The organism is Anabaena subtropica FACHB-260 (genome assembly GCF_014697105.1).
Classification (GTDB): Bacteria; Cyanobacteriota; Cyanobacteriia; order Cyanobacteriales; family Nostocaceae; genus Trichormus; species Trichormus subtropicus.
The window spans coordinates 14,762-30,191 of sequence record NZ_JACJRF010000012.1 but is presented as its reverse complement, the minus strand read 5'-3'; the positions used below and the strand labels follow the sequence as shown (position 1 = coordinate 30,191).

At 42.3% G+C, this 15,430-nt stretch carries 14 protein-coding genes and 1 pseudogene; 7 read left to right on the top strand and 8 right to left on the bottom strand.

Translation table 11 applies throughout. The features are described 5' to 3' along the window. Positions 1-64 precede the first annotated feature (64 nt). Positions 65-802 carry a Ycf66 family protein gene (locus H6G18_RS09350; RefSeq protein WP_190406819.1) on the bottom strand — a complete coding sequence of 246 codons (738 nt, stop codon included), beginning with the start codon at positions 800-802 and terminating at the stop codon, positions 65-67. A gap of 328 nt (positions 803-1,130) precedes the next feature. Here H6G18_RS09350 and gndA point away from each other — a divergent pair, with 328 nt between their 5' ends. Further along, complete coding sequence (gndA, locus tag H6G18_RS09345; RefSeq protein ID WP_190406818.1) at positions 1,131-2,561, top strand: NADP-dependent phosphogluconate dehydrogenase; 1,431 nt, start codon at positions 1,131-1,133, stop codon at positions 2,559-2,561. Between the two features lie 80 nt (positions 2,562-2,641). Here the strand turns inward: gndA and H6G18_RS09340 are convergent, their stop codons facing one another. The 3 genes and pseudogenes from H6G18_RS09340 to H6G18_RS24700 form a co-directional block, all read right to left on the bottom strand. After that, positions 2,642-3,772 (bottom strand): serine/threonine-protein kinase, encoded by a 1,131-nt coding sequence (locus tag H6G18_RS09340; protein WP_190406900.1) that lies wholly within the window; start codon positions 3,770-3,772, stop codon positions 2,642-2,644. 72 nt (positions 3,773-3,844) lie between these two features. Continuing rightward, positions 3,845-4,127: pseudogene (locus H6G18_RS09335) on the bottom strand (type II toxin-antitoxin system RelE family toxin). Further along, positions 4,114-4,500, bottom strand: a complete 387-nt coding sequence (locus H6G18_RS24700; protein WP_242040252.1) for a hypothetical protein — start codon at positions 4,498-4,500, stop codon at positions 4,114-4,116. Before H6G18_RS24700 ends, H6G18_RS09335 begins: the two are co-directional and overlap by 14 nt. A gap of 149 nt (positions 4,501-4,649) precedes the next feature. On the opposite strand from H6G18_RS24700, the gene H6G18_RS09325 reads away from it, so the two are divergent. Continuing rightward, positions 4,650-5,681: a hypothetical protein gene (locus H6G18_RS09325; RefSeq protein WP_190406817.1), complete on the top strand. Its 1,032-nt coding sequence runs from the start codon at positions 4,650-4,652 to the stop codon at positions 5,679-5,681. A 58-nt stretch (positions 5,682-5,739) separates the two neighbouring features. Here the strand turns inward: H6G18_RS09325 and H6G18_RS09320 are convergent, their stop codons facing one another. From H6G18_RS09320 to H6G18_RS09310, 3 genes are all read right to left on the bottom strand, one after another. Further along, on the bottom strand, positions 5,740-8,055 hold the full coding sequence (locus H6G18_RS09320) for a two-partner secretion domain-containing protein (protein WP_242040250.1): 2,316 nt from the start codon (positions 8,053-8,055) through the stop codon (positions 5,740-5,742). A gap of 176 nt (positions 8,056-8,231) precedes the next feature. Then, the gene (locus H6G18_RS09315; protein WP_190406816.1) at positions 8,232-8,540 is read right to left on the bottom strand and encodes a hypothetical protein; all 309 of its coding nucleotides are present in this window, start codon (positions 8,538-8,540) and stop codon (positions 8,232-8,234) included. 174 nt (positions 8,541-8,714) lie between these two features. Then, positions 8,715-9,542 (bottom strand): carbohydrate ABC transporter permease, encoded by an 828-nt coding sequence (locus H6G18_RS09310; RefSeq protein ID WP_190406815.1) that lies wholly within the window; start codon positions 9,540-9,542, stop codon positions 8,715-8,717. Between the two features lie 173 nt (positions 9,543-9,715). Between H6G18_RS09310 and H6G18_RS09305 the strand changes: the two genes are divergently transcribed. The 5 genes from H6G18_RS09305 (at position 9,716) to folE (ending at position 14,705) form a co-directional block, all read left to right on the top strand. Next, positions 9,716-10,411, top strand: coding sequence for an aldehyde oxygenase (deformylating) (locus tag H6G18_RS09305; protein WP_190406814.1), 696 nt, complete (start codon positions 9,716-9,718; stop codon positions 10,409-10,411). Positions 10,412-10,648: 237 nt separating this feature from the next. Beyond that, positions 10,649-11,668, top strand: coding sequence for a long-chain acyl-[acyl-carrier-protein] reductase (locus tag H6G18_RS09300; RefSeq protein ID WP_190406813.1), 1,020 nt, complete (start codon positions 10,649-10,651; stop codon positions 11,666-11,668). A 99-nt stretch (positions 11,669-11,767) separates the two neighbouring features. Next, complete coding sequence (locus H6G18_RS09295) at positions 11,768-12,748, top strand: acetyl-CoA carboxylase carboxyltransferase subunit alpha (protein WP_190406812.1); 981 nt, start codon at positions 11,768-11,770, stop codon at positions 12,746-12,748. Positions 12,749-13,109: 361 nt separating this feature from the next. Next, positions 13,110-13,835 (top strand): SDR family oxidoreductase, encoded by a 726-nt coding sequence (locus tag H6G18_RS09290; protein WP_190406811.1) that lies wholly within the window; start codon positions 13,110-13,112, stop codon positions 13,833-13,835. 162 nt (positions 13,836-13,997) lie between these two features. Beyond that, a complete protein-coding gene (folE, locus tag H6G18_RS09285; RefSeq protein ID WP_190406810.1) occupies positions 13,998-14,705 on the top strand; it encodes a GTP cyclohydrolase I FolE in 708 nt (235 codons plus the stop codon). A 49-nt stretch (positions 14,706-14,754) separates the two neighbouring features. Here folE and H6G18_RS09280 read toward each other — a convergent pair whose 3' ends face one another. Beyond that, positions 14,755-15,423, bottom strand: coding sequence for a phosphoribosylanthranilate isomerase (locus tag H6G18_RS09280; RefSeq protein ID WP_190406809.1), 669 nt, complete (start codon positions 15,421-15,423; stop codon positions 14,755-14,757). Between the last annotated feature and the right edge of the window lie 7 nt (positions 15,424-15,430).

The following is a 15,430-nucleotide window of genomic DNA, read 5'->3' as shown; positions in this document are numbered from 1 at the left end:
CACCAGGCGTAGCTTCTCATTTCAGGGAAACCCAACATTAACGTTGAGTTTCATTCAGCAAGCCTTAAGTATTCGGCGGTAAAGCTTCCGGTGGTGCTTCTGCGGGGGGAGCAAGTACCGCATCCGGTGCAATTTCTTCCACGGGGATTGGTTGCTTATCTTCCGCCTCAGAATGTGACTGTGCTGCTTCCACCAATTCAGGAGATGGGGGATGGGGTGGAACCACATCTGGGACAGTTTCGGTTAGAGAAGCAGTCTCTAATGAGACTGTTTCTGCTTCTGTTGATTGGGTTTCAGTAGTGGTAACTGCCTCTGCTGGTTTTTCTGTTTTGTCAATAATCTCAACAGCAGGTTTTGCTATGGTCTGTGTTGAGGCAGTTGTGGCTATTTTAGTATCAGTAGGTTGTACCTTGTTTTTCAACCCACTAAAAGTATTACCAATACCTTGCTGTAACTGGGCAACTTTTTCTGCAAGAGAAAACTTAGCCGCTTGTTCTTGGATGGTTGATTTCACAGCTTCCGAACTGGGTATTGGGGTTTGTTGTACCTGTGGAGTCACTTGGCGACGTAATGAGAGAGTTTGCCAGCCAAACCAAACTAGAAGTGCCACACTAGCCACATGACCTAGTAATAAACCGCCAGAAATGCGTGGCGCAAACACCCACAAAACTAAAGCATAGAAAAGACCCACTCCACTCCAGATAAAATCATTCTTGCGGTGGATTTCCGGAAAAAAGAAAGCTGAAATGTAAATTGCTAAACTACCAAGGCCAACCACTAAGGCTAGGACATTTGCCAGCATTTTTTGGTTACTCCTTTTACTAGGGATGGGGGATAAATCAATTCAAAACTCAAAATACCCTTTGGGTTCTCCGCAGGAGTGCAAAATTTCGAGGACATAGGAAATTGGGGGGAAGTTGCTTTTCCTTATCCCATAGTACCTAGCCCCTAATTTCGCAAATTTTACAAGTTAATTGTTGATTTGGATACAAATTAAAACTATTTATCTGTGTTACTAGTGAGCTTTTATTCTTTAAATTAACTCTTAATGTCTTCTTTAGGGGAGAAGAGAAAAACTCAGTCTACCCTTAAAGATGAAAGAACCTGCAAGAGTTAGCCAAACATAGTTTATGACACTACAAAGCTTTGGTGTGATTGGTTTAGCCGTTATGGGCGAGAATATCGCCCTGAACGTCGAGCGTAATGGCTTCCCAATTGCAGTTTATAACCGCTCCAGAGAAAAGACCGATGCTTTCATGGCGCAACGCGCCGGTGGACGCAACGTTAAAGCCGCTTTTACCTTAGAAGAGTTCGTTGCCGCCTTGGAACGTCCCCGCAAAATTCTTGTAATGGTACAAGCTGGTAAGCCAGTGGATGCGGTAATTCAGCAATTAAAACCTTTGCTAGATGAAGGCGATATTATTATCGACGGTGGCAACTCTTGGTTTGAAGATACCCAAAGACGGACTCAAGAACTAGAACCAGCAGGCTTACGCTTCCTGGGTATGGGTGTCAGTGGTGGTGAAGAAGGCGCACTGAACGGCCCTTCACTGATGCCCGGTGGTACACAAAGTTCTTACGAGTATCTGTCCCCAATTTTCAACAAAATTGCTGCTCAAGTCGATGACGGCCCTTGTGTAACTTATGTTGGCCCCGGTGGCTCTGGTCACTATGTCAAAATGGTACACAACGGTATTGAGTATGGCGATATGCAGTTGATTGCAGAAGCCTACGACTTGCTGAAAAATGCTGGCGGGCTGAATGCTCAACAGCTACATGAAGTATTCGCAGAATGGAATACTACCGACGAACTCAATTCATTTTTGATTGAGATTACAGCCAATATCTTCCCCTACGTTGACCCGGAAACCAAGTTACCTTTGGTTGATTTGATTGTTGATGCAGCCGGTCAAAAGGGAACTGGACGTTGGACTGTACAAACTGCTTTGGAATTGGGTGTTTCTATCCCCACCATTACCGCAGCCGTAAACGCTCGGATTATCTCTTCCATTCGAGATGAACGGATTGCTGCATCTAAGCAGTTGACAGGTCCCAGTGGCAAATATGATGGCGATACCAAAGAGTTTATTAACAAAGTCCGGGACGCTCTCTACTGTTCCAAGATTTGTTCTTATGCTCAAGGGATGGCATTGCTATCTACAGCTTCAGCTACATTTAATTGGAATTTGAATCTGAGTGAATTGGCGCGGATTTGGAAAGGTGGTTGTATTATTCGCGCTGGCTTCTTGAATAAGATTAAGAAGGCATTTAACGAAAATCCCGCATTACCCAACTTGCTACTCGCTCCTGAATTTAAACAAACAATTCTCGACAGACAAGCAGCTTGGCGGGAAGTAATCATCACTGCGGCTAAACTCGGAATCCCAGTACCCGCATTTAGCGCATCCTTGGATTATTTTGACAGCTATCGCCGCGATCGCCTACCCCAAAACCTCACCCAGGCACAACGCGATTACTTTGGCGCACACACCTACCTACGCACCGATAAAGACGGCGCTTTCCACACTGAATGGGTTCCCATTGCTGAAGCCAAGAAATAACCTGGTAATTCTCTAAATTCTGAACTTAATTTATTAGTGACTCTAAATCTTAGAGTCACTTTTTTATCAACAGTATAGACTTATGCGTTATTATTCCCAAGATACTTAGCTTTTAATTCTTCTAGCTCTAAATCTATTTCACTTTTAGCCGCATTATTATTAGTTGCAGGTTGCGGCGGTATGTTTTGCGGTTTTGATTTCCCTCCAGGCAAAAATTGCGTTTTCAATTCCTCTAATTCCAAATCAATTTGACTTTGGGATTTTGATACAGATTTTGGGGGTGTAGTCTGTGGAGGTTGATTATTAGATTTTGCTGGTGTGTTTGCTGCTGGTGAATGTTGATTTAAATTTTTTAAAACTTCCTCTACCGTTTGATAGCGTCTGGCGGGAACGCTTTGTGTCATTTTGTTGATAATTTTATGTAGATGATTGCTAACTGGTGGTTTTAAAGATTGCTGCCATATCCAAGTATCATTATTAGTGTCGTAGGAATCAAAAGGCGATCGCCCAGTTAATAAATTAATACAAGTCACCCCTAAACTATAAATATCACTGGCAAATATAGCCCTACCCCGCATTTGTTCTGGTGCAACATATTCAGGACTACCGATACTTGTACCAGTGTGATTTAAAGCTGTATTAGTAGCAGATTTAGAAGCACCAAAATCTACTACAACTAGTTTATTATCGCTATTACGTAAAATAATATTTTCTGGCTTAATATCTCTGTGAATCACTTGCCTAACATGACAAAATTGCAATACAGGCAATAAATCATTTAATAATTGAATAATCCGTGCTTCACTGAAAACACCTTTATGTGCTAGTTCCTGAGCTAAGTTTAACCCGTCAATAAATTCTTGTACCAAATACTGGCGATCGTCTTGGGTGAAATATGCTAAAAGTTCAGGAATCTGCGGATGTTTACCCAATTCATCTAACTGTACAGCTTCTTGGGTAAATAACTCCACTGCTTTTTGAACTGTGTTTGTGCCTTGGGCTTGGGGGTAAAATTGCTTAATAACACAGCGAGGTTTGGAGGGTTTATCCTCATCTACAGCTAAGAAAGTCCTACCAAAACCACCCTGTCCAATTGGTTTAAGAGAACGGTAGCGTTCTTTGAGAAGTAGTTTAGAACCACAACTCAGGCAAAATTTCACATCGTGAGGATTTTCAGGTTTGGAACAACGGGGGTTAAGACAGTAGCTCATTGGTGGGATAGCGTTCACATCGCTCTTACTGTCTTTATTTTGCCCTGTACTAGCCCAGAGTGGTTATGTTCGTTATCCTAACAACCGTTTTAATCTTTTGTACACGTCATCATCATTGCGTTTGCCAACTAAAATTACTTCTACTAAATCTTCTTCAGGAACAAACCGATAAACAATCCGATATTCGCCACTATCAACTCGGTAGTAACCTTGATAGCCCGATAACTGCTCACTATCACCAGGTAAAGGATCAATATTCAAAGCCAAGACTTTTTTTTGCAATCTGTGCTGCTATTTTTGGCTGCAAACCGTTCAAAAAATCCAGAACAGTTTCTAAACCATCAAGCTTCGGCATTAGCTAAACGCTCCAGAGCAGATGTAAAATTCTCCGTACCAACCATTGTTGATTCACTCAAAGCATTTTCTGCCGTTTGTCCTAAAAGCATATCCTCCAATTTGTTCAATTGATTGATTAATTTTTGATAGTTCTCTGGTGACATAACTAATGGGTGTGCTAATTGATCTTTCATTACCTCTTCTAGCATCTCCTCTACTGAGTCAGGATCATCAGCAAATAATTCCAGCAATTGCTCTGTTTGGGGTTCTACCACTGCTAGTTGATCAATTGCGTAGGCAAATAATTTTGACAAGTCACAATGGCGTGACTTTGCCAAAGCGATCGCTTTTTTCAGGGTTTTTTGGTCGAGTTGCAGTTCGATTTTTTCCATGCTGCCTTATCTGGAAGCGTCTGTAATAGGCTGATTCTAGCATTTGGGTATAGACGACGATTGCTGTATCCAAAATCTAAAATTGGCACTGTCAACGTCACCAGATTGTGTAATAATAAGCCGATCGCTAGACTAATAAGTTATCAACTGTGCAATCAACGGATAATATCAACGACCTGGCAGCAGCTTTACAACAGCCTGCGGATCTCACTTTTGAACTGCCCGATCCCGAAGATGAACAGATTCTAGAGTCAGACTTCCAACAGCAGTTGGATGTAGCTTGGCAGGTATGCGATCGCTTTGATTTACAAACTGAAATCTGGCGGGGGAGAATCTTAAGGGCTATCCGCGACAGAGAAAAAAAAGGCGGTGATGGGCGCGGTACCGGTTTTCTCAACTGGCTCAAGGAACGAGAAATTAGTAAGAGTCAAGCATATAACTGGATTCAATTGGCGAATAGTGCTGATACCCTCCTAGAAGAGGGCAAACTTGAGCCAAGTGCAGTTAATAACTTTAGCAAAAGGGCTTTTGTGGAAACTTCCAAAGCCTCCCCAGAAGTGCAACAGATGGTGAGTGAAGCCGCAAGCAAAGGCGATCGCATCACTAGGCGGGAAGTCCGCCAACTCACCGACGAATGGACGGCGATGAGTTCAGATTTATTACCAGAACCAGTCAAAGTAAAAGCCGCCGAAAATTCCCTTCCGCCACGCTACATTGCCCCTCTGGTGAAGGAAATGGAAAAACTGCCAGAATCACACCAAAAATTTATCCAGCGCGAAATAGCCGCTAATCCTGACGTGGATACTCTCAAGCAGGTGACTACAGAAGCGCGACAACTAGCCAAATATCTCAAATCAGCCGCCCAAGTCCAAGCTTTAACAGAGAATGATGTAGACATCGAAACAGCCCTAGAAGAAGCGCAAAGAGTCGGCTGTTTGAGTGTAGCGGCTGATTTAGTTAATCAAGCATCCCAGATAGAACAAACCATTGCCAAACTATACATGACTTGGAAACGCATTGGTAACTTAGCAGACAGATTATATGTAGATACTGGTGCCAGTACCCCAAATTTGCGATCGCTCCTTACTTGCATCGAACCATTGGGTGGCGAAGTCATGGAAGTACAACTCACTGGCGCAACTGAACACACAGTGCGCCTGCAAATTCAAGAAACGAATTAGTCATTAGCCATTAGTGATTTTCTCTCTCTGCCCCCTGCCCCACTCACCTAGAAGTTCTTTAATTTTGAATTGATTTCTCCCTACTCCCCAACACAGCACAAGCCGACGAATTAAGCATTGGGTTATGGGGAGTTACAGTCTGTGCTTGAGCAACTAGCACAACCTTACCATTGGGATCTACTATCCAGCCTTGAGCTTCGACAATTTCCGGGGAGCGATCACCTACGGTGGGACGTAGCCCATCGTTCCAATTAACTGGCTGTGTTTGTTGTTCCTGAATACTATCAGCAAGATTTTCTGTTTGTGACGGCAGTGCAGTCCAACCTACCAGCACAGCATCACTAGTCAGTGTATCAGTAGGACTGGGCGCAATTCCTCCCCGTCCTGTAGAAACAAATGAGCTTCTGGCATTGTTGCTGGCAAGACTGCAACTAGAAACAATTTGCTGAGAAGCTTCAACTGGATTTTTGGGCAGTTCAACTAAACTTTTACTAGGGTCAGCATCAGGTATAGCAGTATTTACAACACCATTTAATGAAGAACTTTGCTGAGAAAAAGCAGTAATATCGTTGGTTGACAAATTATTTGGATTTAGTATCTTCGGGTCTTCAGTATTTAATAGCCTTACTAAGTCTGAGCGATCGCGCTGTACAAACCCAAAAATTCTTTTAGCAAAGATGGTAATCTTACCCCCACTGCCTGAGAAGGCATTTGCAGTGATATCACTATTGCCTAAGGTAGAACCAATGACAAAGCCATTAGGTATATTAATGGTAATATTTCCTCCATTACCTGGAGCCATTGAAGTGCCTGCACTAGTAGATATAACACTATTACGGCGCATCAGTAGTAAGTCCTGCACCATTAAGTTTATATCTCCTCCTTGACCTAAATTAGTATTAGATAAAAGCTTTCCTTGGTTGTCCAGTAATATAGTCCTAGCAGTTATATTTAGTTGATCAGATGTTGCTAAGTTAACTGGAGGATTAAATACTCCAACACTGACATTTATTTGTCCTCCGTCTCGAACAATTAATTCTCCTGTAGTGATCTTAACTGTTCCTGTGTTTCTCGCATTTGTAGTCCTTGCAGATAAAGCACTGATAATATTTGCTTCTAAATTTCCCGCTATCTCCACTGATTCTAAAGCGTTCACTGTTACAGTTCCTCCTCTTGCTTCGGCTGCTATCACTTGTAAGTCATTATTGATTAAGGCACTAGACTCTGCTGTAATAGTTGCTCCGTTGAGGATACGTAACTTCCCGGTTGTAATTTTAATGTTAGCCGCAGAGCCTTGACTAGCAGTGATACCGATTAATCCAGTCCTACTAGTATTGGACAAATTATCGCTACCAATTATGTCCACAGATTCGGAAGCATTGACGATTAAATTTCCTGATGCTCCACGGTTTATGGTAGAAGTAGCTATTTGTGCGCCATCCTGAACAATTAATTTCCTGGCATTAATTGTTACATCTTTGCCATTTTCGTTACCCCTAGTCAGACTCCTTAAACGTACATTCTGACCACTGAGTGTAATTGAGTTACCCTGCAAATTAATGTTACCGCCATTGTTGCCACTAGTATCTATTTGGGAGGGCAAATTTTTCCCATCAACACTTCGCCGAATTCTTAGTTCAATATCCTGAAAATCCTGCACACCTTCATATCCCATAACCCAACCTTGGTTTATTGGGTTTAGCATGACTAGACTATTGGGAGCAACACTTCCTAGCTCAATTCGTCCCGACTGTGCTGTTAAGTTTCCACCTTCTAGAGTGATATTGCCACCCACAAGTGCCAAAGTTTTGCCAACAGGAACTTGTAGTCCAACGGACGCACCAGTTATACTCCGTGCTTGAGAGTAGTTCTTGATAGGATTGGCAGTTTCTCCAAATTGTAATCCAACAGGAATAGCCACGGTCAACAAAGGTTTATATTGGGAAGCTACGGCACTAAACTTACTACCATCGGCAAAATTCAGACTACTCGCCGTACTCGCCAAGAATGAACCACGAATATTTAAAGCAGCATTAGAACCAAAGATAATCCCATTAGGATTAATCAAAAACAAGTTGGCTATACTATCCGATTTGAGAATCCCATCAATGTGAGAAATAGAATTACTAGTTACTCGGCTAATAATATTGTGAACACTATTTATTGTTTTAAACTCAGCAGTATGCCTTTCTGGTATCGAAAACTCCTGAAAACTGTGGAATAAATTGCGTCCATCAGGAGATAAGGTTCCACCTTCAATAATTGTCAGATTTCCCTGGTTTGTAATTCGAGAATTTTCAGGTAGAGTACCATCCTGAGTAATTTGGGCAACGGCAGAGTTTACGAATAAACCTATTGCACAAGTTGTTGCCATTCCTATTCCTTTCAAGCATATCCAGAAAGCATTCATACTAAACATTACACCCCGACAGAATCAGCATTTTTCTGTTGACTCTAGTTTAGAGCATTGCTCACAGGTGTAACATCACAATAAATAATGGAGACATAAAATTTTTATGCCTCCACTTCCACTGGATAAATATTCAAAAATTATGGACAAGGACACTTAACAAAATCTTGAAGTGGCTCTGACCAACAAGTACAACAATTGCAATTCGTGGTTGTAATCTGTTGAGTTGTGAGGTCTCCTAAGAAATTCGGATCAAGTGCTTTAATTTTAGTAAGATCAATGCTGCACTGAATTCTAATAGCTGCTTCTGCTAGGATGTTATAGTTTCTAAAAATTTCTCCCAACCGAGAGTCCTTCAATATTACCAGCATCTCTTGCTGAATTTCTTCTTCTAACTGCTCTAATGTTTGGGAGGGCAGAACTGATAACTGTAATTTTTGAGCATCCATAAATTTTGATTTTTCCCTAACGCACTGGCAAATCTACTTAATTATTTACTCAGTTGGTTTGGGATGAATTACGCCATAAGTAACAAAACTTTGTGTTATCTGCGTAATTCCTCGAAGCTGTTATTGATAATTACCCCAATTTCTCATTTTTACGTATTTAATAAGATTACTTAATCAATTTTTAATACCAGTGGTAGCAATACCCCGAATAAACTGACGCTGACCGATAAGAAATAACACCATCACAGGTACAGTAGCAATTGTTACTGCTGCCATCATCAAAGGCCAATTATTGGTAAATTGCTCCTGAAACTCTGCCAATGCTAGCTGCACTGTTCTTAATTCTGGTCGGGTCGTGAATACCAAAGGTTTAAATAAATCATTCCATTCGGCAATAAAGGTGAATAAAAACAGTGTCACCAAGGCGGGACGTGCTAAAGGTAACATGACTCGCCACAAAATTTGCAGTCGGTTTGCTCCATCGATAATTGCAGCTTCTTCCAACTCTACGGGAATTGTCTGGAAATACTGACGTAACAGAAAAATGCCAAAACCGTTGACCGCCGTTGGTAAAATTAGCGCCCCATAGGTATTAATTAAATGTCCCCATCTCAACACCAAAAAGATAGGAATCACTAATAATTGAAAAGGGATGATCAAAGTTGCTAAAACAATCAAGAGCAGTGCTTGTCTACCCCGGAATTTCAACCTCGCCAAAGCGTAACCCGCCAAGGACGAAGTCACAATCTGAAATGCCGTCACTGCGATCGCTACCAAGGTAGAATTAGCAAATGCCAACAAAAACTTACCTCGTTGCCAAGCATCGCGGTAATTCGCTAACGACCAATTATTTTTGGGCAAAAGTTCTAAATTTGAACCTGGAGGTGCAAAGGAAGTGAGAAAAACCACAAACAGTGGCAATAGCACAATAAATGCCCCCAGCAGCAGTCCTGCTAGACTCCAAAAATCAGCAGATTTCCAATTCCAGTTTAGTTTGGACATGAGTTAAACAGCCAAGCACTTGTTTGGTAATAGAGCATCAACATCAGCAACCGCTAATCTATAACATAGGCACTTGTTAAGTAAAATTAAACCACAGTGAGTATTACCCTAAATTCATAGGGTAAATTAAAGTCTGGTATCAAATAATTCAGGTTTACAGGAGTAAACATATCATGCAGCAGGTTGCAGCCGATTTAGAACTTGATTTCAAGAGCGAAAAATATAAAGATGCTTATAGTCGCATAAATGCGATCGTGATTGAGGGTGAACAAGAAGCTTATGAGAATTACATCACACTAGCCCAACTGCTGCCAGAAGATAAAGAAGACTTAATTCGGCTCTCCAAAATGGAAAGTCGCCACAAAAAAGGATTTGAAGCTTGTGGACGGAACCTGCAAGTATCCCCAGATATGGAGTTTGCCAAAGAGTTTTTTGCTGGACTGCATAGTAACTTCCAGGAAGCGGCGGCTGAAGGTAAAGTTGTCACTTGCCTGTTGATTCAGTCTCTCATTATTGAATGTTTTGCGATCGCTGCATACAACATCTACATCCCTGTGGCTGACGACTTTGCTCGTAAAATCACTGAAGGTGTAGTCAAAGATGAATATAGTCACCTCAACTTTGGCGAAGTTTGGTTACAGAAAAATTTTGCTCAATCAAAAGCAGAATTAGAAGAAGCTAATCGTCGCAACCTCCCCATAGTATGGAAAATGCTCAACCAAGTCGAGCATGATGCCGCAACCTTGGCTATGGAAAAGGAAGCCTTAGTTGAAGATTTTATGATTCAGTACGGCGAAGCTTTGAGTAATATTGGCTTCACAACCAGAGATATTATGCGTATGTCAGCCTACGGACTCACGGCAGCTTAAATAGTTTCAGTGCTAAGAACCTTTGTTTGTAGTAAGGACTTTAGTCCTGATTTTCTAAGTGCTAAAGTCCTGACTACAAACTTAGATGCAGAGTTGAAAATATTTTCTACAAACTCTCAGCACTGCATGATATCGAACGCATCTTACGCTTTGTATAGTATTTTTAAGAGCTAAGTATTATCTCTTACCCACTGATTCCACGCATTCGCCAAGGCATACGCCTCAATATATCACTCCATGTTTGGTCTAATTGGACATCTAACAAGTTTAGAACACGCTCAAGCAGTAGCTAAAGAATTGGGATACCCAGAATACGCCGATCAAGGGCTAGATTTTTGGTGTAGCGCCCCACCGCAAATTGTCGATCACATTAAAGTTACCAGCATCACTGGAGAGACAATTGAAGGGAAGTATGTAGAATCTTGTTTCTTACCGGAGATGCTAGCAACTCGCCGGATTAAAGCCGCAACACGCAAAGTCCTCAATGCTATGGCTCATGCTCAAAAGCATGGCATTGATATCACGGCTTTGGGTGGTTTCTCCTCAATTATTTTTGAAAACTTTAAATTGGAGCAATTTAGCCAAGTTCGTAATATCAAGCTAGAGTTTGAACGCTTCACTACAGGTAACACTCACACAGCCTATATTATTTGTCGGCAGGTAGAACAAGCATCACAACAACTCGGCATTGAACTATCCCAAGCAACAGTCGCTATATGTGGGGCTACTGGGGACATTGGTAGCGCGGTTACTCGCTGGCTGGATGCCAAAACAGATGTGAAAGAACTGTTGTTAATAGCCCGCAACCAAGAACGTCTCCAAGAATTGCAAGGCGAACTAGGTCGAGGCAAAATCATGGCTTTGGATGAAGCGTTGCCCCAAGCTGATATTGTAGTTTGGGTAGCCAGTATGCCTAAAGGCGTGGAAATTAACCCCAAAGTCCTAAAGCAACCCTGTTTGCTAATTGATGGTGGCTATCCGAAAAACTTAGGTACTAAAATTCAGCATCCTGGTGTTTATGTGCTGAATGGTGGTATCGTCGAGCATTCCTTGGATATTGACTGGAAGATTATGCAAATCGTCAATATGGATGTGCCAGCACGCCAATTATTTGCTTGCTTTGCGGAATCAATGCTCTTGGAATTTGAGAAGTTGTACACGAACTTTTCTTGGGGGCGCAATCAGATTACCGTAGACAAAATGGAGCAGATTGGTCAAGCATCAGTGAAACATGGGTTTAGACCACTGCTGGTTTAGTCAATAGTCAATAGTCAATAGTCAATAGTCAATAGTTGATCAAGTCTGGACTTTTGACTATTGACTTATACTCAACCCTCAACCCACATAAATTTTACGATGGCTACAACTGAGCGTAAACCACTACTGTTGGATTTTGAAAAGCCACTAGCAGAACTGGCAAACCGAATTGATCAAATTCGGCAACTGGCAGAAGAAAATGGCGTAGATGTGTCTGGTGAAATTCGGAAACTAGAAACGCGGGCAATGGAACTGCGTGAGGAAATTTTTAGTACTCTATCCCCAGCCCAAAGACTACAAGTCGCGCGTCACCCCCGCCGCCCCAGTACTCTCGATTACATTCAGGCAATCAGTGATGAATGGATGGAGCTGCATGGCGATCGCTGTGGTGGTGATGATCCAGCCTTAATCGGTGGTGTGGCACGTTTGGGTGGTCAACCAGTGGTGATGTTGGGTCATCAAAAAGGACGGGATACCAAAGATAATATCGCCCGGAATTTTGGAATGGCAACCCCAGGCGGCTATCGCAAAGCCATGCGCCTGATGGAACACGCCAACAAATTTAGTATGCCAATTTTGACATTTATCGATACCCCAGGTGCTTTACCGACAGTGGTAGCTGAACGCCAAGGTGCAGGGGAAGCGATCGCCTATAATCTCCGCGAGATGTTCTGTCTGGATGTGCCAATTATCTGCACTGTTATCGGTGAAGGCGGCTCCGGTGGTGCTTTGGGTATTGGTGTAGGCGATCGCCTATTGATGTTTGAACACGCTGTCTATACTGTGGCTACTCCCGAAGCCTGTGCCGCTATTCTCTGGAAAGATGCTAGCAAATCTCCCCAAGCAGCAGTCGCTCTGAAAATCGTCTCCCACGACCTGAAAAATTTGGGCATTATTGACCAAATTTTGCCTGAACCCATCGGTGGCGCTCATTCTGACCCCTTAACAGCCGCTACAAACCTAAAACAAGCCCTGTTAGATAACTTAGATGAACTCAACCGTTTAACATCCCAAGAACGTCGCCAACTGCGTTATGATAAATTCCGCAAAATCGGTGTGTTTACAGAAGTTGCCCACTAACAAACCCTCTTAATTGATTTATTACCCAAAAGCAGTGTTATAATTACCTGTGGCTACTTAAAGATTTTTAACAATCTCATCAGCCATAGGTATTTATATCTAAAAAGCCACCAAATGTAGATGTGTGGCTTTGCCAGAGTATTCGCTAATTACTTTTAATGACACGAACTAGTTTTTAAACTAGCTTCTGTTATTTCTCGGCAAGAAAACAATTGAAGAGAAAACTAATTATAGCAAATCATCATAGCATTTGTTAGGGAATATCATCGAAACTTAAGATTAATTTAATCTATTTGATCCGAAAGATTTCGATAATTAGGTATCAAGGGCTTGCAAAAGTGCCAAAAAATTGGGAGAAAGCATGAGTTTGGAGCAGAAACGACGCGCTCTGATTACTGGGGCAAGTAGTGGAATTGGCAAAGCAACTGCATTAGCCTTTGCAAAAGCAGGAATAGATGTGGCTTTGGTGAGTCGTTCCTGGGATAGATTAACACCAGTAGTAGAAGCAACAAAACAGACTGGAGTAATAGCCAACGCGTATACTGTGGACTTAGCAGACGTATCGCAAGTAGAGGCTAGAATCCAAGCGATCGCTAATGACTTTGGAGATATAGATATTCTCGTAAATAATGCGGGTATAGGATATACAGCTACCTTGAGTGAGACCCCCTTAAAAGACTGGCAACAAGTAATTAACTTGAACCTGACCAGCGTATTTGAATGTATTAAAGGGATTTTACCCAGAATGCGCGATCGCCATACAGGCACAATCATCAATGTGTCCTCGATTGCTGCAAAACAAGCTTTTCCTAACTGGGGAGCCTACAGCGTCAGCAAAGCGGGACTAATGGCACTTTCTCAAACCTTGGCACAAGAAGAGCGTGTCCACGGCATTCGAGTCACAGCCATTTGTCCTGGTGCTGTCAATACTGAAATTTGGGACACAGAGACAGTCAATGCCGACTTTGACCGTTCCAAAATGCTCACCCCAGAAATTGTGGCTCAGTCTATTCTCTATACTGCATTGTTACCACCACAAGCAGTAATTGATGAATTGACACTCATGCCCAGCGCTGGTGCGCTTTAATTCTTAATTCGTAATTCGTAATAGCCTACGAGTAGGCTTATACCTGCTTAGCAAAGGCTAACTCCTACGTAGTTTGTAGGATGATTTTGAATTTTGAATTTTGAAGTTTGATTTCCCCTTACGGGGTTAAACATTGAACAAACCATAACCAAGACTGACATCATGACTATTGCTAGTTCCAACGGTTCCAATCGCTCTCAATCACCTCTAATTACCGACTTGGCAGAAGCCATCAACACCAGACCCGACCGCAATACCCATGATGGAAAGCAACCACAATTGCACCCACCTTCAGAAGAAGATATGGAGCAAATGCAAGATGCTGTCAGGTCGATATTATTAGGCGTGGGAGAAGACCCAGAACGAGAAGGTCTACTGAAAACACCAAAACGCGTAGCAGAAGCAATGCGGTTTCTGACCAGTGGCTACAACCAATCCTTAGAAGAATTACTCAATGGTGCCGTTTTTGATGAAGGTCATAACGAAATGGTACTGGTTCGGGATATCAACTTCTTTAGCCTATGCGAACACCATATGTTACCTTTCATGGGCAGAGCGCACGTTGCTTATATACCTAACCAAAAAGTAGTAGGGCTAAGTAAATTAGCCCGTATTGTCGAAATGTATTCCCGTCGCTTGCAAGTACAAGAAAGGCTAACCCGCCAAATTGCCGAAGCAGTGCAGACAATCTTGGAACCCCAGGGAGTAGCCGTTGTCATGGAAGCTAGTCATATGTGCATGGTGATGCGTGGTGTGCAGAAACCAGGTTCTTGGACTGTGACTAGTGCAATGCTAGGCGTATTCCAAGAAGAACACAAAACCAGAGAAGAATTCTTTAACTTGATTCGTCATCAAGCAGCATTCTTTTAGGGAGTAGGGAATAGGGAATAGGAAACAGGGATTATAAACTGGGTAATGGTTAACTATTATCCCCCTCATCTCTCTTACCTCTTCCCACTCCCCCACTCCCCAATTTTTGAAATAACAGCGCCACTTTATCTAAATCCTTATTACCTGGCTGGAGTTCGACACCACTAGATAAATCAATACCATCAGGATTAAGTTGACTCAAAGCTTCTAAAACATTATCGGGTGTGAGTCCTCCGGCTAGCAACCAAGGGCAAATTGGTTGAAATTGTTGCAACATCTGCCAATCTAAAGTTTGACCTGTACCACCCAATTGCTGGGGATGATAGGCATCAAGTAGTAAAGTATCTATGTATTTAGTATAAATAACTGCTTGCTCTAGGTGTTCAAAACTACGAACTCTCAAAGCCTTAAGTATTTCTACTTGGGGTAGAGATTGGCGTAGTTGGTCACAAAATTCTGGAGTTTCGTCACCGTGTAACTGCACACCTGTTAACCCAGAATCAAGCACTGTTTGACTAATTTCCGAAATACTACCGTTGGCGAAAACACCGATTTTATCAATATTTTCTGGTAAAGGTGTCACAGATGCCCTAATTTGTGCGGCGGTAACGTAACGAGGAGAGGAAGGTACACAGATAAATCCTAGCGCTGTTGCGCCCAAAGAGGCGATCGCTACTGACTGTTGTGGTTGAGTGATGCCGCAAATTTTTACACGCATAAAAATT

Bases quoted from the DNA above. Each gene is read 5' to 3' on its own strand.
- H6G18_RS09350 (WP_190406819.1), bottom strand. From the start codon at position 802: ATGCTGGCAAATGTCCTAGCCTTAGTGGTTGGCCTTGGTAGTTTAGCA.
- gndA (WP_190406818.1), top strand. From the start codon at position 1,131: ATGACACTACAAAGCTTTGGTGTGATTGGTTTAGCCGTTATGGGCGAG.
- H6G18_RS09340 (WP_190406900.1), bottom strand. From the start codon at position 3,772: ATGAGCTACTGTCTTAACCCCCGTTGTTCCAAACCTGAAAATCCTCAC.
- H6G18_RS24700 (WP_242040252.1), bottom strand. From the start codon at position 4,500: ATGGAAAAAATCGAACTGCAACTCGACCAAAAAACCCTGAAAAAAGCG.
- H6G18_RS09320 (WP_242040250.1), bottom strand. From the start codon at position 8,055: ATGGCAACAACTTGTGCAATAGGTTTATTCGTAAACTCTGCCGTTGCC.
- H6G18_RS09315 (WP_190406816.1), bottom strand. From the start codon at position 8,540: ATGGATGCTCAAAAATTACAGTTATCAGTTCTGCCCTCCCAAACATTA.
- H6G18_RS09310 (WP_190406815.1), bottom strand. From the start codon at position 9,542: ATGTCCAAACTAAACTGGAATTGGAAATCTGCTGATTTTTGGAGTCTA.
- H6G18_RS09305 (WP_190406814.1), top strand. From the start codon at position 9,716: ATGCAGCAGGTTGCAGCCGATTTAGAACTTGATTTCAAGAGCGAAAAA.
- H6G18_RS09300 (WP_190406813.1), top strand. From the start codon at position 10,649: ATGTTTGGTCTAATTGGACATCTAACAAGTTTAGAACACGCTCAAGCA.
- H6G18_RS09295 (WP_190406812.1), top strand. From the start codon at position 11,768: ATGGCTACAACTGAGCGTAAACCACTACTGTTGGATTTTGAAAAGCCA.
- H6G18_RS09290 (WP_190406811.1), top strand. From the start codon at position 13,110: ATGAGTTTGGAGCAGAAACGACGCGCTCTGATTACTGGGGCAAGTAGT.
- folE (WP_190406810.1), top strand. From the start codon at position 13,998: ATGACTATTGCTAGTTCCAACGGTTCCAATCGCTCTCAATCACCTCTA.
- H6G18_RS09280 (WP_190406809.1), bottom strand. From the start codon at position 15,423: ATGCGTGTAAAAATTTGCGGCATCACTCAACCACAACAGTCAGTAGCG.